Below are 21,156 nucleotides of genomic sequence, written 5' to 3' on the forward strand. Positions count from 1 at the left end.
AAAAGTTTTTAGTTATTAGTTAATCAGTTATTTTTTTAGCTTGATAGCTGTCTGTTAATTAATTCCCTGTATTACCGGATTCGGCACAATGGGGACAGATGCCCTTGTAATAGCGGTGGGCTTCTTCAACCGCATATCCTTCTTTTTCCAGCAGCTTGATGGCGCTGGTAATCTCTTCCAACTGAATATCGTATATCTTACCGCAAACCTTGCATTGGAAATGGGCATGCATGGTAGTGTCAGCATCGAAACAGGCATTCCGTTCGTCAATTGTCAACATCTTGGCTGCTCCATGTTCCACAAACAACTTCAGTGTGTTGTATACAGTGGTTTTCGAGAGGGTAGGAATCTCGGAGCAGAGAGCCATGTAGATTTCGTCGATGCACGGATGGGTTCTATGCTTCAGCAGGTAATCCATGATGGCTATCCGTTGGACGGACGGCTTGATGCCGTAACTTAACAGGTATTCGTAAACGTTCATACTCTCTTTCAATTCTGTAATTGTTTCAATTTTATTTCGAAGGCAAAGGTACAAACATTTTTTGAATAAACAAATATCTTCGTTCCATTTTGTATTTTTTTGCTTTTAGGTGAAGATTGTTTATTTTTGCAAGGTCAATACCTATTATATAACATTGTAGTATGAAATTTGGTTTTGTAAAAGTGGCGGCTGCTGTTCCTTCAGTAAAGGTTGCCGATTGTAAGTTTAATGCCCAGCAGACCGAGAATCTGATTGCTGTGGCAGATGGAAAAGGTGTACAGATTCTGGTCTTTCCGGAGCTGAATCTGACAGGATACTCTTGTGCTGACTTGTTCGGCCAGCAGTTGCTGCTGGAACAGGCTGAGTTTGCTTTGATGCAGGTCATGAACAATACCCGTCAGTTGGATATCATTTCCATTGTGGGTATGCCGGTCATGGTGAATGCTACCTTGCTGAATTGTGCCGTGGCTTTCCAGAAGGGTAAAATTCTGGGTATTGTACCGAAAACTTATCTCCCTAATTACAAGGAGTTTTACGAGAAACGTTGGTTTGCCCCGTCTACCGCTTTCCCTGAGAATATGACGGTACGTCTGTGCGGACAGTTGGTGCCTTGCGGAAGGAATCTGCTTTTCGATACGCCCGATACCTGTTTCGGCATAGAAATCTGTGAAGATGTATGGGCTACGATTCCTCCCAGCTCTGAATTGGCGCTGAAGGGAGCTGAGATTATTTTCAATCTTTCGGCCGATACGGAGAATATCAGCAAGCACCAGTACCTGCGTTCGTTGCTGGCACAGCAGTCCGCCCGTTGTCTGTCGGGCTATGTCTTTGCTTCCTGCGGATTCGGAGAGTCTACTACCGATGTGGTCTTTGCCGGAAATGCGTTGATTTACGAAAACGGTACGTTGCTGGCCGCTTCCGAACGTTTCTCTTTCGAAGAGCAGCTGGTGGCTACGGAAATCGATGTGGAACGTCTGCGGGCCGAGCGTCAGGTGAACACTACGTTTGCGGGAAGCATGCGTAATTACAAGGACCTGCCGGTACATCGGATCGCGACGGAACTGGTGACGGGACGCGATTTGACATTGACCCGTCCGGTCGAAGCACACCCGTTTGTCCCTTCAGGGGGTAAGGTGCTGGATGAACGTTGTGAGGAAATCTTCTCCATTCAAGTGGCCGGACTGGCAAAACGCCTGGTACATACGGGTTGTAAGACCGTTGTGTTAGGAATTTCCGGAGGATTGGACTCTACGCTTGCGCTGCTGGTATGTGTGAAGACTTTCGACAAGCTGGGACTCCCGAGAAAAGGAATCGTGGGTATTACCATGCCGGGATTCGGTACCACCGACCGTACTTACAACAATGCCTTGTCACTGATGGGGTCGTTGCAGGTGACCACCGAGACCATCAGCATCAAGGATGCCTGTATCCAGCATTTCCAGGATATTGACCATGACATGTCCAAGCACGATGTGACCTATGAAAACGGACAGGCCCGTGAACGTACCCAGATTCTGATGGATTATGCCAATAAGATTGGAGGCTTGGTTATCGGTACGGGAGACCTTTCGGAACTGGCCTTGGGCTGGGCTACTTACAACGGTGACCACATGTCCATGTATGGCGTGAATGCCAGCATCCCGAAAACCTTGGTCCGTTATCTGGTAAATTGGGTGGCACAGACGGGAGTGGATGCGTTGTCGCGGAATACGTTGCTGGACATTATCGATACGCCTATCAGCCCTGAGCTGATTCCGGCAGACGAGAACGGCAACATCAAGCAGAAAACCGAGGATTTGGTTGGTCCTTACGAGCTGCATGACTTCTTCCTGTATCACTTCCTGCGTTACGGTTCGCGTCCGTCAAAGATTTTCTATCTGGCCGAAATAGCCTTTAAGGGTGTTTATGACAGTACGACCATCAAGAAGTGGCTGACCAATTTCTGCCGCCGGTTCTTCAACCAGCAGTTCAAGCGTTCCTGCTTGCCGGATGGACCGAAGGTGGGTTCCGTTTCCTTGAGTCCCCGTGGTGACTGGCGTATGCCTAGTGATGCCTGTGCTGCTCTTTGGCTCAAAGAGTGCGAAGATTTGCAAGGATGAGGTTATAATACCATAATACAGTAAAAAGAATCCCCTGGTTTCTCTCCATTCTTCTGCATGGAGTGAAATCAGGGGATTCTTGTGAGTGGGTATAAGAATACCCGATATGAAACGATTTTGAGGAATTATTCTTTCCAGCCTCCGCCTAAAGCCTTATACAGGTTGACCATGGAAATCTGTTTGTCGCGTACGGCATTGCTCAGGCTGATTTGTGCGTCCAGGTATCCACGCTGGGCATCCAGCAGGTCCATGTATCCGATGACACCGTTGATGTACTGAAGCTGGGCCAGGTCCAGTGCACTCTTGGACGCTTGTTCCAGGCGCAGACGGGTATCATAGATTTCTTTCGTCTTGTTGAAGGCCACGATGGCGTTGCGGGCATCTTTGAAGGCGTTCAGCACTGCTTTTTCGTAACTGTATACGGCTTGCTCGTAGGCAGCTTTCTTGGCTTTCAGGTTTGCCCGGTTCTTTCCCATGGCAAACAGCGGTTGGAGCAAGGTTCCGCTCAGCAGGTGATAAGGCGAGCTCAACAGGTCTTTCAGCTCTTCGCTCTCGGCTCCCAGGTGGGCGGTCAGGGTGATACGCGGAAACAGGTTGGTGAATGCCATTCCCACTTCGGCATTGGCCGCTATCAGCGACTGTTCGGCTGAGCGTACATCCGGACGGCGTTCCAGCAGGGCAGAGGGGAGTCCGATGGGCAGGCTGGCCGGTAGGATGACATCTTCCGGAAGGACGGCACGCTGAATGTCATGCGGGTATTCACCGGTAAGGAAGGCGATTTCGTTTTCCTTCAAGGCGATGGATTTCTCCAGGTCAGGAACCAGTGTAGCCGTACGCGCCAATTCCACCTGTGCCTGACGGAAAGCGGTTTCGTTGGTCAGACCTCCTTCGTAACGGATACGGGCCAGACGGAGGCTTTCTCTACGGGCATCGACGGTCTTCTTGACGATGGCCAGTTCGTTGTCCAGGGCCACCAGCTCGAAATAGGATTGTGCCAGTTGGGCTATCAGGCTCATCTTTAAGGCACGTTGGTTCTCGATGGAGCCCAGGAACTGAGCCATGCTCCGGTCTCGTGCCCACCGCAGGTTTCCCCACAGGTCAAGCTCCCAGCTGACGACACCTTTCAGGTCGAACTGGTTGTCGGGGTTGTATTTGTGACCACCATAATTGTCTGCTTCCTTTTCGGCATAGACTCTAGCGTTGATTTGAGGAAACATGTTGGCAAAATCAATCCGTTTGATGGCTGCCAGTTCCTTCACTCTGGCGGCAGCGATAAGCATGTCCTTGTTGTAAAGGAGGCTTTTGCGGATAAGGGCCTGCAGGGTTGTATCCTTATAAAGCTGTTCCCAGGGGTAGTCGGCTATCGAGGCGGTATCTACATTCTTGTCGTCCAGTTGTTCCGGCATGTGCAGGTCCGGACGTGTATAGTGTTTACCCAGCTGGCAGCTCCCTAAGAGTAGGGAGGCAGCCAGGATGAAGAGGAATGGGGTATGTAGAATTCTTTTCATGTGCGGGTTATTTAGCATGTTTGGTTTTAAGCTTGTTCGTCGCTTTATAAATCATCACGAAGAAGAACGGTACCAGAATGATACCGACGGTTACGGCAACTATCATTCCGAAGAATACACCGGTACCGATGGCCTGACGGCTGGCTGAACCCGGACCACTGGCGATTACCATCGGGACCATACCCAGGATGAAGGCCAGTGAGGTCATCAGGATCGGACGGAAACGCAGGTGGGCCGCATAGAGGGCAGCTTCTACGATGTCTTTTCCTTTATCTACTTCGTCTTTGGCAAACTCTACAATCAGGATGGCGTTCTTGGCGGCCAGACCAATCAGCATGACCAGACCAATCTGGAAGTAGGTATCGTTTTCCAGTCCGCAGACCGTAATACCCAGATAGGCTCCCAATACGGCCACCGGAAGTGAAATCAGTACGGCCACCGGGATGGTCCAGCTTTCATACAGAGCCGCCAGGAACAGGAACACGAACAGGAATACCAGTGCGATGATGATACCGGTCTGTCCGCCGGCCTGTTTTTCCTGGTAGGAGAGACCACTCCATTCTACGCCGATATTATCCGGCAATTTTTCGCGGACTATCTGTTCCAGTATTTCCATGGCCTGTCCGGAGCTGGCTCCGTTGGCGGTTGTTCCGCGGATGACGGAGGTGTTGAACATGTTGAATCGCTTGATGCTTCCCGGACCGGTCGTGTACTGGGTAGTACCGAGTGCCGTCAGCGGAATCATGCTGTCATCGCTTCCCTTGACGAAGAAGAGTCCGATGTTGTCACGGTGCTCGCGGTAGGGGGCTTCTGCCTGGATGTATACACGGTAGATACGGTTGAACATGTTGAAGTCATTGACGTATACGGAACCTGTATAGGCTTTCATGGTAGAGAATACATCGGCCATCGGCACGCCGGCCAGTTTCACCTGGTCACGGTCTACGTCGAAGTATAGCTGAGGTATTTCCGCCTGTAAGGAGCTGGACAGACCCGAGAATTCCTTACGCATGGAGGCGTAATGCATCAGGGTGTCGGTAGCCCGTACCAGATCGTCGTAAGTAGCGTCACCACGGGCTTCCAGCTGCATTTCGAAACCACCCGAGGTACCCAGACCCGGAACAACCGGTGGGGTAGACAGGTAGACCCTACACTCCGGATATTCTTTCAACTCGTTCTGGACAGACTCCATAATCTTGTTGATGGTCGTATTGTCACGTTCCTTCCATTCCTTCAGGATGACCGTCAGCTGGCTTCGTGCCTGGCTGGTACCCACACGCGGGCTGGTACCTGCTACATTCTGCACGTATTCGATGGCCGGGTCTTTCATCAGGAATTCTACGGCACGGTTGGTCACGTTACGGGTTCTTTCCAGGGTCGTACCTTCCGGAAGCTCAATTTCTACCGTGAAATAACCTTGGTCTTCGGTAGGAAGGAAGCTGGTAGGTACCGCCTTATGAAGGATGAAGATGAAAATCACGACCATACCGAATGCCGAGATGACGCGACGCGGGTGTTTGATTACCCGTTTGATGGCATCTACGTACCGGTTGTTCCCGATGCCCAGCCATTTGTTGATGGCCCTGAAGACACGGTTCTTCGGCTTGTTCGGGTCGGCCGGTTTCAGAATCAGCGAACACATCACCGGGCTCAGGGTCAAGGCAACTACCGTAGACAGGATAACTGATACGGCGATGGTCACACTGAACTGACGGTACAGCTGTCCGGTGATACCGGAAAGGAAGCTTACCGGAACGAATACGGCGGCCAGTACCAGTGAAGTGGCAATCAAGGCGCCGGTCAGTCCGTCCATCGCCTTCTTGGTCGCTTCATACGGGCTCAGGTGTTCCTCTTCCATCAGGTGTTCTACATTCTCTACCACGACGATGGCGTCGTCCACCACGATACCGATGGCCAGAATCAATCCCAGCAACGTCAGCATGTTGAGCGAGAAACCGAATATCAGCATGAAGCCGAAGGTTCCGATCAATGAAATCGGTACCGCTACCAGCGGGATGACCGTGGCTCTCCAGCTTTGCAGAGACAGGAATACCACCACGATAACCAGGAACAGTGCTTCGAACAAAGTCTTGTATACTTCGTGGATAGATTCCGAGATATATGTCGTCATATCGAAAGGAATCTCGTAGTGCATGCCTTCCGGGAAGTTCTTGCTGATTTCCTTCATCGCTTCCTTCACGTTTTCGGCTACTTCCATCGCGTTGGCTCCAGGAAGCATGTAGATACCCAGTACGGCAGCGTTTCCGCCGTTGATACTACTTTCCGTGCTGTAGGAAGAGGCCTCCAATGATACACGGGCCACATCGCGCATACGAATCATGGAACCGTCGGCATTGGCGCGGAGAACGATTTCCTCAAACTGGCTCACAGAAGACAGACGTCCCTGAGCGGTAATCGGAATGGTGATGTCCAGCCCTTCCACCGGTTGCTGTCCGAGGACACCGGCGGCCGACTCACGGTTCTGGTCCTTCAGTGCGTCCTGTACGTCTTTCACGGTCAGTCCGAAATTGGCCAGCTTGGCGGGGTCCACCCAAATCTGCATGGCATAATAGCGGCTACCGATGTTGGATACACGTCCTACGCCGGGAATACGGCGGAGCAAGTCGAGTACGTTGATGGTCGCAAAGTTACTCAGGTAGATTTCATCGAACTTCGGGTCTTCCGAGGTCAGACAGATGGTCATCAGCTGGCTGGCGGCCTGCTTTTCTACCGAGATACCGTTCTGGATTACTTCGGCCGGCAGACGGGATTCTGCCAGTTTCACACGGTTCTGGATTTCTACGGCCGACAGGTCGGCATCGGCCGAGATATCGAAGGTGACGGTAGCCGAGAATCCTCCGGAGTTGGAGCTGTTGGATTCCATGTAAAGCATTCCCGGTGTACCGTTCAATTCCTGTTCGATAGGAGTAGCTACTGCCTGCGATACGGTAACGGCACTGGCACCCGGGTAAGAGGCGCTGATTTTGACTACCGGCGGTGTAATTTGCGGATACTGGTCAATGGGGAGCATCATCAGACCGATGATACCCACAATGACAATCAATATGGAGATGACAGCCGAGAATACGGGTCTGTCAATGAAAAAACTTACTTTCATACGGATCGGAAATTAGTGGTTGGTGTGGTTATTCCTCTTTCTTGGCGGCTGGTTGTTCGGTCGCTACCCGGATTTTGATACCCGGAGTCAGTTTGTTATAACCTTCGCATACGATCTGCTCACCCGGTGCCAGACCTCGTTCCACTACGATGTTGTTCTGAAATTCCGGTCCCATTTCGATGAAACGTTTTTCTACGGTTGAGTCGCGGCGCATCACGTAAATATACGCACCTCCCTTTTCGATGATCAAGGCTTTCTGAGGAACAACCGTCGCTCCTTCGCGTACGTCCAGCAACAGTTTTACCTTGGTGAACTGGCCAGGCAACAGGACATGGTCCGGATTGGCCATTTCTGCACGTACCGAGAATGTACCGGTCTTGGGGTTAACCTGCGGTTCTGCAAAGTCGACCAACCCTTTGTGGTCGTACACGCTGTTGTCCGGAAGGGTGATGGTAACGGTAGGTTGCCAGGAACGGTTTTCCACCTGCTGACCGATCATGACGTTACGTTCCTTACTCTTCAGGTAGTCGAGTGCGGTCATGCTGAAGTCAACCAGTACGGTGTCGCTCTTGACGATTGTGGCGAGCAAAGACTTGCCCGATGTTCCGACCAGCGTACCCAGGTCGACGTGGCGTTCACTGATGTGTCCCGAAATCGGGGAGCGTACGATGGTGTAACCCAGCTGGAGTTCAGCCTGGTCCAGGTCGGCCTTACTCATACCTACACTGGCTACTGCCGATTCGTAGGCCGCAATGGCGTTGTCCAGGTCCAACTGGCTGGCTGCGTTCTGTTCATACAACGGGCGGATACGTTCCAGGTCGCGTTCTGCCTTGCGTGCCTGAGCCTCGTCTTTCTTCAATTGTGCCCGTACACGGTCGGCCTTTGCCTGGTACTGGTCCTGATTGATGATGAACAGCACCTGGTTACGTTTTACGTAGGAACCTTCTTCGAAAAGCATTTTTTCCAGATACCCTTCCACACGGGCTCTGACTTCGACGAATTGCTGGGCACGGATACGTCCGACGTACTCACCATAAATCTCTACATCTTGTTTCTGGACAGGCATGATACTTACTATCGGTGCTTCAGGAACTGTTTCTTTTTCTCTCGTGAAATAGAAGTACAAGCCAACGATGACGGCTACCCCGATGACTGCATAAATAGTTTGTTTCTTTTTTACCTTCAAGTCTTTCCTAGTTAAAAATCGTTTCATAATTCATATTAATTAGTTGGACGCCGGGGAAATCTATACAAGACCCGTGCCAGAATCCTAAAATTTTTACTACCGATTGAAAATCAGCTTGTAACAGAAAATTCTACCTGTAGAAACGGTGAGAAAACAAAGACTTCCGTGTGGAATTTTTCTACAATTCGTTGTGTGGAACCTGTTTCCCGGTAATCGTTCTATACAGGGTCTGTGTGTTACAGGGATAAAATCAGTGGAACTCTCTCCAAAGATGTCTGATGGCAGCTATCGGGTGATGGATGATCATTCGCGGTCCTGCGTATTTCATGACCGTCTGCATCTGCCTCCTCAGTTGAGGCTTGTAGCAATGGACGGTACACAGCCGACAGGTCTTTTTCTTTTCCTGAAAAGGACATCTGGACAATCGCTCTTGCGCATATTCCAACAACTGCCTGCATGATTCACATAGCTCCCTGTTGCCTTCCTTGTGGCGGCAATAGAGGCGTATCATCAGCTCTACGGTTTTCTTTTCTTCCTGTATGCGTAAAAGTTTATGCATATTTTCTTCAACTTCAATTTACAAAGGTATAAATAAAAAGGAATTTTTTCATAACTTTGCATGCCGAAAAAATCTTAAATGAATTATGATATCAAAGGAACATTTAGAGACAACTGCCAAGGTTCACGACCAACAGTTGCATCGTAGAGTGGATCTGCTGCTACGTACCGGTAAGGTATTGGTGGAAAGTATGGCTGATTCAAACCGTATTGTAAGAAACATGAAGCGTACAGCTGCTTATCTGGGAATCCCGGAAGACAAGCTGCACATCAATGTCAGTTTCACGATGTTGATGGTAAATGTCAGTGACGGCGACTATTCATTCACCAAATTCCAGCGGATCGATACCCACGGGGTGAATATGAATGCCATTACAGACATCAGTAAACTTTCATGGCGTGCCATCGAAAATGACTATTCGCTGGACCAGTATGAAGAGGAACTGGAAAAGATCCGGAGTAAGAAACGTAACTATACTCCGTGGCAGGTGGCTATCGGTGCAGGTTTTGCCTGTGGCGGTTTCTGTATCCAGTTCGGTTGTGACTGGATGGCTTTCCTGTATGCTTCCATCGCCGCTATCCTGGGTATGCGTCTGCGCGGGTTGTGTAACGAATCCGGGCTGAACCACTACATGGGAATTGCCATTGCCGCTTTTGTCTCTACAATGATTGCCTGGGCTTCGACATTGCTTCCGGACACATGGACCTCTACTCCGTGGCATCCACTTTTGGCTTGTGCGCTCTTTATTGTTCCTGGGGTACCGTTGATTAACTTTGTGGATGATATGCTGGACAATTACATCCAAGTAGGTATTGTGCGGGCCATGAATACCTTGCTGATGGTTACCGCCATGGCGTTCGGTATCGCCTTTGCCGTAAAACTCTGTAACATCGCCGACTTCTTCCCGACCATCAGCATGGTGCCTCACCATAATTATTTCGAATATGCCATTGCCGCTGCCATCTCAGCCATGGGATTCTCGATGATTTTCAACATCCAGCCGCGTTTGTTGTGGGTGGTTGCCATCGGAGGTATCATTGCGGTATGTACGCGTAACTTTGTGAACCTGGGTCCGTCTACCGATAATATCGGTCTGGATATGGGGCTGGTCATCGGTTCATTCGCTGGTGCTACTTTGGTCAGTCTGATTGCCATCAAGGCCGTCCATTGGTTCCATGTTCCTAACCACGTATTGACGATTCCTTCGGTAATCCCGATGATTCCCGGTGTGCTGATGTACCGTATGCTTTTCGGTCTCATCAACATCAACGTAAAGGGTGTGGATGAAATCACTCCGTTGATGAAGGCCATCGAAAGCGGTATCAATTCCGGTCTGGTCATCATGGTGATTGCCATCGGTGTTGCTATTCCGAATATCTTCGGTCGTCGTTACATTGCCCGTTCCAAGAACAAGCGTCTGGCTGAAATCCTGAAAGAACGCAAGGCGCGCGGAAAATTTATCGAATGGTAATCTGATTGTCATAATCTAATAGTTGAAGCGGAAGTTTGAGGGGATGTCCTCCTTGAACTTCCGTTTTTATTTGGTTACGTTGTTCGTTTTTCTTATTTTCGTGGAATGATAACAGATGTTATCCCGTCACGGCTTTCCGGCAGCAGGATTCCGTTCCTGTTCCAGAGAGGGCCGAAGGCGGTAGTTTATTTACTATTTACAATTTAAAACTTAAAAAGGTATGATTAGATTGAATGTATTTATTCAGGTAGACGAGAAGAATCATGATGCAGTAGTGGCTGCTGCCAAGGAACTGGTAGCGGCTTCATTGAAGGATCAGGGCTGTATCGCTTATGACTTGTTCCAGAGCGCAACCCGTCCGGATGTGCTGATGATTTGTGAAACATGGGCAGATGCCGCTTCTTTGTCGGCTCACGAAGCTGCTTCTCATTTCACCACACTGGTTCCCCGGATCCAGTCGCTGGCTGCCATGAAGCTGGAGAAATTCAATTTCTGATAGTTGGTTCAAACCATATTGGACGAAGCTCGTTTCGCATAGAAACGGGCTTTTTTTATAGACAGGCTGGGGGAGAGATTCCCGTGTACAAGGTCTCTTTCAGGGGTTGCTCACTTCAGTGCTATGGCTATGTGAAATACCCTTCAGGCGGATGCGGCCTTCGGTCGGGTACGGACATGAAAAAGGCTGCATACTCATCAAGGAATATGCAGCCTTTCAATTTATGTGAGTAGAAATATTAATTATTTCTTACCTTCCAACTGTTCTTTCAAAGCAGCCAGTGCGTCGATGTCACCCAGTGTAGTTGAAGCAGCCTGGTTCTGAATCATCGGAGTTTCTTCTTTCTTAGAAGATTTCTTTGCCTTCTTTTCTGCTTTTTCTTCTGCTTTAGCAGCATCTTCGAAGATACGGCTGTGAGACAGGATGATACGTTTTGCATCCTTGTTGAATTCGATTACCTTGAACGGCAATTTTTCTTCCAACTGAGCCTGTGAACCATCTTCTTTTACCAGGTGTTTCGGAGTAGCGAAACCTTCAACACCGTAAGGCAGAGCAACTACAGCACCCTTATCCAGCATTTCGATGATAGTACCTTCGTGAACTGAACCTACAGTAAATACAGTTTCGAATACATCCCAAGGATTTTCTTCCAACTGCTTGTGACCCAAGCTCAGACGACGGTTTTCCTTGTCGATTTCCAGAACTACTACTTCGATGTCGGCACCGATCTGAGTGAATTCTGACGGGTGTTTGATCTTCTTAGTCCAAGACAGGTCTGAGATGTGGATCAAACCGTCTACGCCTTCTTCGATTTCAACGAATACGCCGAAGTTAGTGAAGTTGCGTACTTTAGCAGTGTGCTTAGAACCTACCGGATATTTTTCTTCGATAGTTTCCCATGGGTCAGCCTTCAGCTGTTTGATACCCAAAGACATCTTGCGTTCGTCGCGGTCCAGAGTCAGGATAACAGCTTCTACTTCGTCACCTACTTTCATGAAGTCCTGTGCAGAACGCAGGTGCTGTGACCAAGACATTTCTGATACGTGGATCAGACCTTCTACGCCCGGAGCGATTTCGATGAATGCACCGTAGTCAGCCATAACGACTACTTTACCCTTCACGTGGTCGCCTACCTTCAAGTTAGGATCCAGTGCATCCCATGGGTGCGGAGTCAGCTGTTTCAGACCCAAAGCGATACGTTTCTTTTCGTCATCGAAGTCAAGGATAACTACGTTCAACTTCTGATCCAACTGAACAACTTCACGCGGATCGCTTACACGGCCCCAAGACAAGTCTGTGATGTGGATCAAACCGTCTACGCCGCCCAAGTCGATGAATACACCGTAAGATGTGATATTTTTAACAGTACCTTCCAGTACCTGACCTTTTTCAAGTTTGCTGATGATTTCTTTCTTCTGCTGTTCCAGTTCAGCTTCGATAAGAGCCTTGTGAGAAACAACAACGTTCTTGAATTCCTGGTTGATCTTAACAACCTTGAATTCCATAGTCTTGCCTACGAATACATCGTAGTCACGGATAGGTTTAACATCGATCTGAGAACCCGGCAAGAATGCTTCGATACCGAATACGTCAACGATCATACCACCCTTAGTGCGGCACTTGATGTAACCCTTGATGATTTCTTCGTTTTCAAGAGCAGCGTTTACACGATCCCAAGAACGAGTAGCACGTGCTTTCTTGTGGGACAGGATCAACTGACCTTTTTTGTCTTCCTGGTTTTCGATGTATACTTCTACAGTATCACCTACCTTCAAATCCGGATTGTAACGGAATTCGCTCAACGGAATGATACCGTCTGATTTGTAGCCGATGTTTACTACAACTTCGCGTTTGTTCATTGCGATTACAGTACCGTCTACAACCTCACGGTCGTTAACTTTGTTCAATGTGCTGTCATAAGCCTTTTCCAGGTCTTCTTTGCTTACATTGCTTACTGCATCACCGTTTTCATAAGCATCCCAGTTGAAATCTTCAATAGGAGCAATGTTCTTTAAGTTTTCCATTAATTGATAATTGATTTTAAATAACTAATTGTGTTAGACTTTATATAGTTTATCTAATTCGGGCGCAAAATTACAATAAATTTCTGATATAGAAAAGATATTGAGGCTTTTTTCTCCCGTACGGAAAAGAAAACGGTGGCCTTTCCCGCGAAAATACCGGAAAAGGCCACCGCAAAGGGAAGGGGCCGGACCTGTCATTCCTCGAGCAGGTAGTCGATGGTGGTCACTACCCGTACATTTTTGATATAGGGTGTGTTCGGGTCACGGTCGGAGATGCTGAACTGCCCTTGTGAGGCTTTCTTGATTTTTCCCAGACGGCTTTCAGAGTCCTTGGCGAACTTTTCCGCGGCCTCCCGGGCGTTTCGGGTCGCTTCTTCTATCATCTGCGGCTTGATTTTGTTCAGGCTGGTGTATTCGTAGACCACGTTGTAGCGGTAGTCGCCCGACGTGATGGCCACACCCCGCTTCAGCAGTTCCCCTTGTTCGGAAATCAGTTTCCTTACCAGGTTTGTCTTGTTGGAGTTGACCGTGATGACGCTCGTTACGTTGTACCGGTAGGACGAGTTCCGGTCGCCGCTATAGCGTTCGGCCTTCATGTCGATGATTTCCGGGGCGTTGACACTGATCTCCTTTTCGTCGATGCCCTGTTCTTTCAGGAACTGGACAATGGTCTGGTTATTCTGCTTGATGTCATCGTACAGGGTGTTCAGGTTATCACCCAGGTTCTTGTAGACCAGGGGCCAGATTACCTTGTCGGCCTGTACTTCCATTTCGGCCAGACCTTTTACCGTCACCGTCCGGTCCTTGGCGGCGAATGTGTTCAATCCCTGCTGGATAAAGAAGCCCAACAGAATCAGCCCCACCATGATGAGGGCGGCTTCAAGTCTTAGATTTTTCATGATACATAGGTTTTAAAAGTGATTAGTTCTTGTCTCCGGCGTGTTTCAACGCTTCCGCCACGTCCTTGTACGTCTGTAGAAGTTCCCGGGCTTCGGCATACGGCAGACCGGCTTTCTTCATGATGATGCTCGTCCCCCTTTCCCAAAGCTTCCGGTTGTTCAGCCGCATCTTTACCATGCTGTTCCCTTGAACCCTCCCCAGCTTGATCATCAGGGTCGAGCTGATCATGTTCAGGATCATCTTCTGGCCGGTACCGCTTTTCATGCGTGAGCTTCCCGTGATGAATTCGGGACCCACCATCATCTCTATGCCGATTTCGGCCGCTTCGGAAAGCGGTGAGTGGGGATTGCTGTAGATGCCGGCCGTAAGCAGGCCATGTTTCCGTGCCTGGGTGACGGCGCCCACCACATACGGCGTGGTGCCCGAGGCTGATATCCCGACCAGGCAATCGCATTCCGTTGGGCGGTAGGCGAGCAGGTCCTTCCAGCCCTCTTCGGGGTTGTCCTCCGCCTGTTCTACCGCCTGCCTGAGCGCCTTGTCTCCTCCGGCAATGAGGCCGATGACGGTATCTTCCGGCATTCCGAAAGTCGGAGGGATTTCCGACGCGTCCAGTACCCCCAGCCGTCCGCTGGTACCCGCACCGATGTAGAACAGCCGTCCGCCTTGCTGGATCCGGGGGAGAGCCCGTACCACGAAGGCTTCCACCTGGGGCAGGCAGGCTTCCACCGCGTCTGCTACCCGATGGTCCTCGCGGTTGATGTCGCGCAACAGGTCGCGTACCGGTTGTTGCTCCAGGTTGTCATACAGGGAATTTTCTTCGGTGACTTGTCGGAATTTCATGACGTTTCGGTGTTAAGGGTGAAAATGGTAGACAGATAGCTCGTCTATCGGATTCTTGACGAACCGGCCGATGGGGAGCTGAAGCTCCTTGGCGCTTTCCTGAATCTCTTGCTGGAAGTACCACGCGATGGAGCCGACAAAAGAGACAGGCCATGTCCGTTTGTAAAGCAGGACGTTCCGCTTGAAGAACTCCCTGAAGCAGTCCTTCAGAAATTCCTTGACCTCCGGAACTTCCCGTTGCTCATATATATATGGTGTCAGGCTTGCCAGGAAACGGTTGGCCTGAGGTTGCCGGTATACTTTCTCCAGCAGGTCGGGTAGGGTAAGCCCGTACCGTTCCATGAGGCCTTCGGCCAGGAAACCGGGGAGCTGGCGTTTCAGGCAATCGCCTACGAAGCGCTTGCCCAGATAGGCTCCGCTCCCTTCGTCGCCCAGGATATATCCCAAAGGAGAAATGTTGTCGATAATCTGTGTCCCGTCATACAGGCAGGAGTTGGAACCGGTACCCAGGATGCAGGCAATCCCCGGTTCTCGTTGGCAGAGGGCACGTGCGGCCCCCAGCAGGTCGGTAGAAACCTGTACTGAAGCATGAGGGAACCAATGCTCCAGGATGTGTACGATTCCTCCTGTCCGCTCCGGCAGGCATCCGGCTCCGTAGAAATGGATGGCCGTACACTCCGGTTGGAAGGAAGCAGGCAGTTGCGGAATCAGCTGATGGCGGATGATTTCCTCCATGTAAGTCTGGTCCATGTGAAACGGGTTGATTCCTTCTGTGTGGATGGTCTGTCGGTCGGAGAGGGTTGCGCCGAAGCACCAGTCTGTTTTTGTAGCTCCGCTATCCGCTATCAGTATCATAGGCATGTTTCAGTTTGTTGCGTTTAAACAAAGATAAAGAAAGGCGAGCGGAGAGGCAAACGAAAAACGAAGTTTTTCAGGTTTGACAATCCCGGATAAATAAAAATCACGGTACCTCCCGAGGGAAATGCCGTGATTCTATATCCTGTAGTGGAACCGGCAATTAATGGCAATGGCCGCATCCGCCGCCGCAGCATCCGTCTTCTTCCTGATGGTCGTGTCCGCCGCATCCGCCGCCGCAACCTTCGCAACCGCCGCCGCAACCTTCACCGCTCATGGCGTTTACCAGGCTTTCTATCTCCTTGTTGGTAGCATCGCGCATTTCGATGACGTTTCCTTCGAAAATCAGGTCCTTGCCGGCGTGTGGGTAGTTCAGGTCGAGCACTACCTTGTCATCAGTGATTTCGCCTACATTGGCATAGAATCTGTTGCCTTCCTGGTCGTTCAGCATGATGATGTTACCCGGGAAGATGTTTTCGCTATCGAAGTTGCCGTCCGGGTCGCAGAACATAGATTTCGGAACCTGACGTACACCGTCTTCGTCGCGTTCGCCGTATGCCTCGTTACAGGGGATAGTAAAGCTGAATGATGCGCCTTGTGTAAGGGCCAGGATTTCTTTTTCGAATCTTTCCAATGTATAGCCCAGGCCTGAAATGAACTGGAACGGATGGTTGGCCGGTGCTTCTTCCAGCATTTCTTTCTTTCCGTCTGTAATGGCATAAAGTTTATATGCTACTGTAATGTATTTATTCTCCATGTGATTAATAATGATAAATTAAATTCGGTGGCAAAGGTACAATTTTTCGTCGAGCTTACAAGCGTCGCCCTTGTTTTCTTCCCGGTCCCCCGTCCGTTTTTAGCAATTGTTTTCATTTTAAGAGGAGTGTCCTTTCGGTTTACCCGGGGGAGGCCGGAGCAGGGGTGTGTCGGACCCGTGGAGCCGGGAATGCCCGCCTTTGGGCTCTCTTCGTTGCAGATTGGCCATGCCTGCCGTCCTTTTCCTGCCATACGTCATTCGGGAGGATTGAGGATTGACAAAATGCTACTTTTTTATCTTTCTGTCGGCTTAATCTGTTTTTAAAAAATAAAGAAATCTTTATACTAAATAAGTTTCAATAATAAAATGATAGTTGTATCTTTGCCGTACATTTACAGAAAGCAGTAGGAATAACTTAAAATTTTTGATATATATGAAGACTACGAATGAATATCGTGTAGAGCATGACCTGTTGGGTAAACGTGAATTGCCTGTTGATGCATTGTATGGAATCCAGACCTTGCGTGGCGTAGAGAATTTCTCCATCAGCCGTTTCAGACTGGACCAGTATCCTTTGTTCATTAATGGTCTTGCCTATACGAAATGGGCGGCTGCTGAAGCCAACCATCAGCTGGGTCTGCTCACCGACGAGCAGTTCAACGCCATAAAGGCGGCTTGTGAGGATATCCTTGCCGGTAAGTACCACGACCAGTTCTTGGTAGATATGATTCAGGGTGGGGCAGGTACCAGTACGAATATGAACGCCAACGAAGTGATTGCCAACATCGCCCTGATGCACATGGGCCATCAGCCGGGCGAGTACGAATATTGCTCTCCGCACGACCAGGTGAACCGTTCCCAGTCTACCAACGATGCATACCCCACCGCTATCCATATCGGACTCTATGCCAGCCACCTGAAAATGTTGCCGCATCTGAAGGAGCTGATTGCCTCGTTGAAGAAGAAGGGAGACGAATTTGCCCATATCATCAAGATGGGACGTACCCAGTTGGAAGACGCGGTACCTATGACACTGGGACAGACCTTCCATGGATTTGCCAGCATCCTCGAGAACGAACTTCTTCACCTGGAAGAAGCCGCTACAGATTTCTTGACGGTCAATCTGGGTGCTACGGCCATCGGTACAGGTATCTGTTCAGAGCCGGGATATGCCGAAAAGGCGGTCGAAGCACTGGCACGTATCACCGGTTGGAAGGTGGTGCTTTCCGAGGATTGGGTAGGGGCCACCTCCGATACATCGTGCATGGTGGGTTACATGTCTGCCCTGAAGCGGGTGGCCGTGAAGTTGAGTAAAATCAGCAACGATTTGCGTCTGTTGTCCAGCGGTCCGCGTTGCGGTCTGGGCGAAATCAACCTTCCTGCCCGTCAGCCGGGGTCATCCATCATGCCGGGTAAGGTCAATCCGGTTATTCCGGAAGTGGTCAGCCAGGTAGCGTTCAAGGTGATGGGAAATGAATTGTGTACGACGATGGCCGGCGAGGCTGCCCAGATGGAGCTGAACGCGATGGAACCGGTGATGGCACAATGTTGCTTCGAATCCATCGACCTGCTGATTCATGCCTACGATACGTTACGTACGCTTTGCATCGATGGTATTACCGCCAATGAAGCCAAATGTGTAGAAGAAGTGCACAATAGCATCGGTGTGGTAACCGCCTTGAATCCTTATATCGGTTACGACCATGCCACCGCCATTGCCAAGAAGGCGCTGGAAACCGGTCAAAGTGTGTACAAGCTGGTTCTGGAAGAAGGCATTCTTACCAAGGAAGACTTGGACACTATTCTGAATCCGAAAAACATGGTTCGCCCGGTGAAACTCGATATTCATGCAAAGGGTTAAACTCTGAATATGGCTTAGAAAAAAACGAACGTTCGTGTCAGTTCGAACGAACGTTCGTTTACAATAAAACTTCCTCATGTTTTCATTCAGACGTGAGGAAGTTTTTTTAATGTGTCCGGAAACAGTCATCGTTTTCCGGAAAGTAGATGTCAATTATTGATGACCAGTCTGTTAGTTCTCCATGTCCTGCAGGTGGATTTCCAGGGCCTTGACCGAAATCTGGATTTCCCAGATGGAAAGTCCCAGCGAGGCGATGAGCAGCAGGATGGCGAAGCCGAACACGTACACCGACAAGGCATGCAGCCCGATGTAGATCAGAAACATGGTAATGACACAGAAGAACAGGCTGGAGATGCCCAATACCTGCATGTTGCGTGTCAGGTAGAGCCGTTTCCGCAGGTTGGCTATCTGTGCGGCGGTCACCTCGGAATGCTCTTTCACGTACTGTTCCTTCAGGGTACGTACCAGTTGGGCATACGAAAGGAAACGGTTGGTATAAGCCAGCAGAATCAGCGAGACGGCTGAAAAGAGAAGGGTAGGGGTCGTCAGGGTAAGTTCGTTCATATCTCGGGTATGGGTTTCTAACAATAACAAAGCGGCACCGGTTTTTGTCCGGCCGTCTGTCCTTTTTTTCAATAAGTTTCTTCCGGGTCCTTGCTTTCCAGCAGGTTGGAGGCCAGGCCGTCGGCAGCCTGGATGAGCGAACAGAGCGGACACAACCGTTTGGCCGTATCGAAATTCGCCTTCAGGTCCGGGCTCTGGAACGGCAGGTCCCATGCCGACATGTGCCAGCGGATGGCCATGATTTCATCGTCCGACAGGTCCAGCCCCATCCGTAGCAGGACGATGACCGATTTCTCGCCGTGTCCCAGCGGGAAGTCCGAGTAGTCCAGTTCGTACGTTTCGTAGTCCACCCATTGTCCCAGGCGGTCCTTCCGCTTCCGGATGCATTTCTGGTAGATGTCCGCCTTGCAGATGTCATGCAGCAGGGCGGCGATGATGACACTTTCCTTGTTCAGGCTTTCTTCCAGGTCGGGTTTCAGGGCCAGCATCTGTTCGCGCAGCATCAGACCCACCTTGCATACGTTCAGAGAGTGTTCCAGCAATCCCCCTTCGTGGTTGAGGTGGAATTTGCTGGAGGCCGGAGCCTGGAAAAATCCCAGTTCTTCCAGTTGGCCGATGACCTCGTCCATTCCTTCCCGTCCGGTTGAGTAAAGCAGTTCCACGAATTCACTTCTGTTCTGTTTCATCTGGAGATTCATACGACATTTGTTTTTATTGGAAGAGGCGTACCGATTTCCTGCCGTTATCCGGCATCATCGTACGCCTCCCGGGTTTTCTTTGGTTATCAGATCACTTCGATGCCCTGTTGCCGGCAAAGTTCCAGACTCAGCTCCTTCAGCTTGAACTTCTGGATCTTGCCGCTTCCGGTCATCGGGAATTCCTTCACGAAGAAGATGTATTTCGGAATCTTGTAGCGGGCTATCTTCCCTTCGCAGAATTCGCGCACGTCAAACTCGTTCATCGTGCATCCCTCGTGCAGGATGATGAAGGCACCTACGGCCTCCCCGTATTTCTTCGAAGGTACGCCGGCCACCTGTACATCCTTGATGCCTGGCATCTGGTACAGGAACTCCTCAATCTCGCGCGGATAGATGTTCTCGCCACCGCGGATAATCATGTCCTTGATACGTCCCGTGATGCGGTAGTTGCCGTTCTCGTCCTTCACGCCCAGGTCGCCCGAGTGCAGGAAGCCGTCCTTGTCTATCACCTCGGCCGTAGCCTGCGGGTTCTTGTAATACCCCTTCATGTTGTTGTATCCCCGGTTACACATTTCTCCCTGTACTCCCGGCGGACATTCCTCGCCCGTTTCAGGGTCGATGACCTTCACCTCGGTGAACTCGTAGTCGTGTCCCACCGTCGTGAAGCGTACCTCCTGCGGGTCGTCTATGCGGCTATGCGTCATTCCCGGCGAAGCCTCCGTCAGGCCATATACGCTGGTCACCTTCATGAACATCTTCTCTTCCACCTGCTTCATCAGTTCCACCGGACAAAGCGAGCCTGCCATGATACCCGTACGCAGGCAGGAGAGGTCGAACATGTCGAACATCGGATGGTTCAGTTCCGCGATGAACATCGTAGGCACCCCGTACAGGGCAGTACAGCGCTCCTTGTGTACCGAAGCCAGTACCAGCAGCGGGTCGAACCGTTCCACCATCACCTCCGTACATCCGTGGGTCAGGCAGTTCATGGTAGCCAGTACCACGCCGAAGCAGTGGAACAACGGCACGCAGACACACAACTTGTCGTCCTGGGTGAACTTCATGTGCTCGCCGGTAAGGAATCCGTTGTTCGCGATGTTGTAATGGGTCAGCATCACCCCTTTCGGGAAACCGGTGGTTCCGGAAGTGTATTGCATGTTCACGGTATCGTGGCAGTTCACCTTCTTCTTGGCCTCGTTCAGCACGTCATCGTCTACGTTGTTGCCCAGCAGCAGGATTTCCGCCGTGTTATACATCCCCCGGTATTTCTCCTGACCGATGTAGATCACGTTCCGCATGTAGGGGAAACGTTTGCTCTTCAGGTGTCCCCGTTCGAACGTCTTCAGCTCGGGCAGCATCGTGTAGGTCATTTCTACGAAGTTGCTGTCCCGTTCCCCGTCGACGATACAGAGGGTGTGCATGTCCGAGTTCTCGCACAGGTATTCCAGTTCCGCCTGTTTGTAGTTCGTGTTCACCGTAACGGCTACTGCCCCTATCTTGGCACAGGCATACAGGAAAGTCAGCCAGTCGGGCACATTCTTGGCCCAGATACCTACATGCGTACCGTGTTTTACACCGATGGCCAGCAGTCCCTTGGCCATGTTGTCTACGCGGCGGTTGAACTGCTTCCACGTGAAGCGCAGGTTCCGGTCCGAGTAGACGATGTATTCCTTGTCCGGCGTCTCGGCTGCCCAGTGTTCCAGCCAGTCGCCCAAAGTTCTTTCCGATAACTGTAGCAT

Annotated in this window: 17 protein-coding genes; 4 read left to right on the forward strand and 13 right to left on the reverse strand. The window is 50.4% G+C overall.

The genetic code is table 11. The features are described from left to right. Nucleotides 1-58: 58 nt before the first annotated feature. Nucleotides 59-481, reverse strand: coding sequence for a Fur family transcriptional regulator (locus C510_RS0103665; protein WP_018709988.1), 423 nt, complete (start codon nt 479-481; stop codon nt 59-61). A gap of 161 nt (nt 482-642) precedes the next feature. Here C510_RS0103665 and C510_RS0103670 point away from each other — a divergent pair, with 161 nt between their 5' ends. Then, nucleotides 643-2,580 (forward strand): NAD(+) synthase, encoded by a 1,938-nt coding sequence (locus C510_RS0103670; protein WP_018709989.1) that lies wholly within the window; start codon nt 643-645, stop codon nt 2,578-2,580. A 125-nt stretch (nt 2,581-2,705) separates the two neighbouring features. Here the strand turns inward: C510_RS0103670 and C510_RS0103675 are convergent, their stop codons facing one another. From C510_RS0103675 to C510_RS0103690, 4 genes are all read right to left on the reverse strand, one after another. Then, nucleotides 2,706-4,088 carry an efflux transporter outer membrane subunit gene (locus C510_RS0103675; RefSeq protein WP_018709990.1) on the reverse strand — a complete coding sequence of 461 codons (1,383 nt, stop codon included), beginning with the start codon at nt 4,086-4,088 and terminating at the stop codon, nt 2,706-2,708. Nucleotides 4,089-4,095: 7 nt separating this feature from the next. Continuing rightward, on the reverse strand, nt 4,096-7,206 hold the full coding sequence (locus tag C510_RS0103680; protein WP_018709991.1) for an efflux RND transporter permease subunit: 3,111 nt from the start codon (nt 7,204-7,206) through the stop codon (nt 4,096-4,098). Nucleotides 7,207-7,234: 28 nt separating this feature from the next. Continuing rightward, a complete protein-coding gene (locus C510_RS0103685) occupies nt 7,235-8,419 on the reverse strand; it encodes an efflux RND transporter periplasmic adaptor subunit (RefSeq protein WP_025892151.1) in 1,185 nt (394 codons plus the stop codon). Between the two features lie 223 nt (nt 8,420-8,642). Then, nucleotides 8,643-8,951, reverse strand: coding sequence for a nitrous oxide-stimulated promoter family protein (locus C510_RS0103690; protein ID WP_018709993.1), 309 nt, complete (start codon nt 8,949-8,951; stop codon nt 8,643-8,645). Between the two features lie 85 nt (nt 8,952-9,036). Here C510_RS0103690 and C510_RS0103695 point away from each other — a divergent pair, with 85 nt between their 5' ends. Together C510_RS0103695 and C510_RS0103700 are read left to right on the forward strand one after the other, a co-directional pair. Then, nucleotides 9,037-10,422, forward strand: a complete 1,386-nt coding sequence (locus C510_RS0103695; RefSeq protein ID WP_018709994.1) for a threonine/serine exporter family protein — start codon at nt 9,037-9,039, stop codon at nt 10,420-10,422. 220 nt (nt 10,423-10,642) lie between these two features. Beyond that, the gene (locus C510_RS0103700; RefSeq protein ID WP_025892150.1) at nt 10,643-10,918 is read left to right on the forward strand and encodes a putative quinol monooxygenase; all 276 of its coding nucleotides are present in this window, start codon (nt 10,643-10,645) and stop codon (nt 10,916-10,918) included. A gap of 242 nt (nt 10,919-11,160) precedes the next feature. On the opposite strand, the gene rpsA is transcribed toward C510_RS0103700, so the two are convergent. The 5 genes from rpsA to C510_RS0103725 all read right to left on the reverse strand — a co-directional run bounded on the left by rpsA (nt 11,161) and on the right by C510_RS0103725 (nt 16,294). Further along, entirely contained in the window at nt 11,161-12,942 is a 1,782-nt protein-coding gene (rpsA, locus tag C510_RS0103705) for a 30S ribosomal protein S1 (protein WP_018709996.1), read from the reverse strand. Nucleotides 12,943-13,136: 194 nt separating this feature from the next. Continuing rightward, nucleotides 13,137-13,841, reverse strand: coding sequence for an SIMPL domain-containing protein (locus tag C510_RS0103710; protein WP_025892149.1), 705 nt, complete (start codon nt 13,839-13,841; stop codon nt 13,137-13,139). Between the two features lie 22 nt (nt 13,842-13,863). Next, nucleotides 13,864-14,682: an N-acetylmuramic acid 6-phosphate etherase gene (locus C510_RS0103715; RefSeq protein ID WP_018709998.1), complete on the reverse strand. Its 819-nt coding sequence runs from the start codon at nt 14,680-14,682 to the stop codon at nt 13,864-13,866. 12 nt (nt 14,683-14,694) lie between these two features. Further along, on the reverse strand, nt 14,695-15,537 hold the full coding sequence (locus C510_RS0103720; RefSeq protein ID WP_018709999.1) for a hypothetical protein: 843 nt from the start codon (nt 15,535-15,537) through the stop codon (nt 14,695-14,697). 163 nt (nt 15,538-15,700) lie between these two features. Continuing rightward, nucleotides 15,701-16,294: an FKBP-type peptidyl-prolyl cis-trans isomerase gene (locus C510_RS0103725; RefSeq protein ID WP_018710000.1), complete on the reverse strand. Its 594-nt coding sequence runs from the start codon at nt 16,292-16,294 to the stop codon at nt 15,701-15,703. Nucleotides 16,295-16,727: 433 nt separating this feature from the next. On the opposite strand from C510_RS0103725, the gene C510_RS0103730 reads away from it, so the two are divergent. Then, the gene (locus C510_RS0103730; RefSeq protein WP_018710001.1) at nt 16,728-18,155 is read left to right on the forward strand and encodes an aspartate ammonia-lyase; all 1,428 of its coding nucleotides are present in this window, start codon (nt 16,728-16,730) and stop codon (nt 18,153-18,155) included. A 171-nt stretch (nt 18,156-18,326) separates the two neighbouring features. Here C510_RS0103730 and C510_RS0103735 read toward each other — a convergent pair whose 3' ends face one another. The 3 genes from C510_RS0103735 to C510_RS0103745 all read right to left on the reverse strand — a co-directional run bounded on the left by C510_RS0103735 (nt 18,327) and on the right by C510_RS0103745 (nt 21,156). Further along, entirely contained in the window at nt 18,327-18,719 is a 393-nt protein-coding gene (locus C510_RS0103735) for a DUF2721 domain-containing protein (RefSeq protein ID WP_025892147.1), read from the reverse strand. A 68-nt stretch (nt 18,720-18,787) separates the two neighbouring features. Beyond that, nucleotides 18,788-19,417 carry an HD domain-containing protein gene (locus tag C510_RS0103740; RefSeq protein WP_018710003.1) on the reverse strand — a complete coding sequence of 210 codons (630 nt, stop codon included), beginning with the start codon at nt 19,415-19,417 and terminating at the stop codon, nt 18,788-18,790. A gap of 86 nt (nt 19,418-19,503) precedes the next feature. After that, complete coding sequence (locus tag C510_RS0103745) at nt 19,504-21,156, reverse strand: AMP-binding protein (RefSeq protein ID WP_022339686.1); 1,653 nt, start codon at nt 21,154-21,156, stop codon at nt 19,504-19,506.

This window comes from Phocaeicola barnesiae DSM 18169 = JCM 13652, from assembly GCF_000374585.1.
GTDB lineage: Bacteria > Bacteroidota > Bacteroidia > Bacteroidales > Bacteroidaceae > Phocaeicola > Phocaeicola barnesiae.

Coding starts and splice junctions, on each gene's coding strand:
- rpsA (WP_018709996.1), bottom strand. CDS start 12,942: ATGGAAAACTTAAAGAACATTGCTCCTATTGAAGATTTCAACTGGGAT.
- C510_RS0103720 (WP_018709999.1), bottom strand. CDS start 15,537: ATGATACTGATAGCGGATAGCGGAGCTACAAAAACAGACTGGTGCTTC.
- C510_RS0103665 (WP_018709988.1), bottom strand. CDS start 481: ATGAACGTTTACGAATACCTGTTAAGTTACGGCATCAAGCCGTCCGTC.
- C510_RS0103725 (WP_018710000.1), bottom strand. CDS start 16,294: ATGGAGAATAAATACATTACAGTAGCATATAAACTTTATGCCATTACA.
- C510_RS0103690 (WP_018709993.1), bottom strand. CDS start 8,951: ATGCATAAACTTTTACGCATACAGGAAGAAAAGAAAACCGTAGAGCTG.
- C510_RS0103670 (WP_018709989.1), top strand. CDS start 643: ATGAAATTTGGTTTTGTAAAAGTGGCGGCTGCTGTTCCTTCAGTAAAG.
- C510_RS0103715 (WP_018709998.1), bottom strand. CDS start 14,682: ATGAAATTCCGACAAGTCACCGAAGAAAATTCCCTGTATGACAACCTG.
- C510_RS0103740 (WP_018710003.1), bottom strand. CDS start 19,417: ATGAATCTCCAGATGAAACAGAACAGAAGTGAATTCGTGGAACTGCTT.
- C510_RS0103680 (WP_018709991.1), bottom strand. CDS start 7,206: ATGAAAGTAAGTTTTTTCATTGACAGACCCGTATTCTCGGCTGTCATC.
- C510_RS0103675 (WP_018709990.1), bottom strand. CDS start 4,088: ATGAAAAGAATTCTACATACCCCATTCCTCTTCATCCTGGCTGCCTCC.
- C510_RS0103745 (WP_022339686.1), bottom strand. CDS start 21,156: ATGCTACAGTTATCGGAAAGAACTTTGGGCGACTGGCTGGAACACTGG.
- C510_RS0103685 (WP_025892151.1), bottom strand. CDS start 8,419: ATGAAACGATTTTTAACTAGGAAAGACTTGAAGGTAAAAAAGAAACAA.
- C510_RS0103710 (WP_025892149.1), bottom strand. CDS start 13,841: ATGAAAAATCTAAGACTTGAAGCCGCCCTCATCATGGTGGGGCTGATT.
- C510_RS0103695 (WP_018709994.1), top strand. CDS start 9,037: ATGATATCAAAGGAACATTTAGAGACAACTGCCAAGGTTCACGACCAA.
- C510_RS0103735 (WP_025892147.1), bottom strand. CDS start 18,719: ATGAACGAACTTACCCTGACGACCCCTACCCTTCTCTTTTCAGCCGTC.
- C510_RS0103730 (WP_018710001.1), top strand. CDS start 16,728: ATGAAGACTACGAATGAATATCGTGTAGAGCATGACCTGTTGGGTAAA.
- C510_RS0103700 (WP_025892150.1), top strand. CDS start 10,643: ATGATTAGATTGAATGTATTTATTCAGGTAGACGAGAAGAATCATGAT.